At 35.1% G+C, this 1,573-nt stretch carries 1 protein-coding gene; it reads right to left on the bottom strand.

Annotated features, from left to right (window positions below):
* Positions 1 to 350 precede the first annotated feature (350 nt).
* Positions 351 to 1,573, bottom strand: a 1,223-nt coding sequence (locus AC1DPZ_RS26890) for a response regulator (RefSeq protein ID WP_477409284.1), incomplete at its 5' end; no start/stop codon positions are given.

Here is a 1,573-nt window from a genome sequence, read left to right as displayed (position 1 = left end):
ATAAAAGCGAGGTGATTTAGGACTGGTCACGTTATGACATTTGCCTACAGATTGGGGAGAGTTATGTTGGTTTTTCTTCCATATTGATTTTTTAGGTTATTTATAAATTAAAATTGGTTCAATTCAATAAAGAGCTATAAAAGCAGAACGGGTTGCTAAAACCTGTTTTTAATAACTTAATATTATAATAAACTTTTACTTTAATAACAATAAATGTGGGTTGTACATTTATAATTGGCAGCACTAAGATGCGTATAATAAACACTGCCAATGAGGGGTAAATTCATACAACTTGAGGGGGTAATTGGTAAACTATAGGTAAAATCCGGCTCTTCTGAGTTTACTTAAAATTAATTTTTGCTAATTTTTACTTTCACAGCATTCCTGGTAATATTAGCGTGAAAAGGAACACGGAATTTTTTTATGTATTCGGAAGGGTTAAGTTTAAACAGCTYGCTAAACTGTTCTCTAAAATATTTGGGGTCGTTGATACCAACTTTATAGGCAGCTTCAGAAACAGTACAATCCGTTTTAAGAAACATTTCGGCAGCTTTTCTAAGGCGTATAAATCGTATAAATCCGTTAGCCGACTGCCCCGAAATAGCCCTGATCTTTTTATAAAGGTTTGAATGGCTCATCCCTATCTTATCAGCCAAAGTTTTAATACAAAAATCACTGTCACTTAAGTTGTCTTCTACAACTTTGATGCACGCTGTCAAAAACTCTTTGTAGTCAGGTGGAACTTTAAGATCGTTTGACTTCAAGGTGATTTCATTATAAAAATATTTTTGCAGGTTATTTTTACTTTTAAGTATACCGGCAACCCGGGCCACCAGGAATTCCCGCTCAAATGGTTTACTTATATAATCGTCGGCCCCACCCTCTATTCCCTTAAGCTTAATTTCCGGAGACGAACTTGCAGTTAATAATAAAACCGGGATATGACTTAGTGCGGGGTCTTCTTTAACTCTGCTGCATAGTTCTAAACCACTTATTCCCTGCATCATTACGTCGCTGATAACAATATCTGGTAGAAATTGATATACCATATCCAAACCTTCRGAACCGTCTGCTGCTTCATAAATTTCAAAATTTGCCGAAAAAATTTGCTTCAAATATTGCCTCATCTCCTCATTATCATCCACAATCAGCATTGATTTTGATTCCAAATTAAATGGATCGCTTTTTTTGCCTCTGACAGCGTTTGAATCCTTACTCGGTACGGGAACTTCCTCATAACTTTCAATAAGTTCATCTAAGAAAACCGAGGTTTCTACAACATCTTCAAAAATTAAATTCGGGCTTAAATGTTCTTTCCCTTTTAGCAAACAAACCTTAAATATGGTACCAGCCCCATTTAAACTAATGTAACTGATAGTACCCTTATGGCTTTCAATAAATTTCTTTACAAGATAAAGGCCAATACCAAATCCACCGCTTAATGGCAGCTCATTTTGTACCTGGTAAAATTTGTCAAATAATTGTTCACCTATATTTTCTGCTATTCCATTTCCTGTGTCTTTAATTTCAATGTTCACTGAAGTTTCTGTTTGCGAGATGTAGCAATTTACCA

It is taken from the genome of Mucilaginibacter sp. P4_G9, assembly GCF_056400985.1.
Note: the sequence above shows the minus strand (reverse complement) of the source record. Positions and strands in the feature narration are given on the sequence as shown.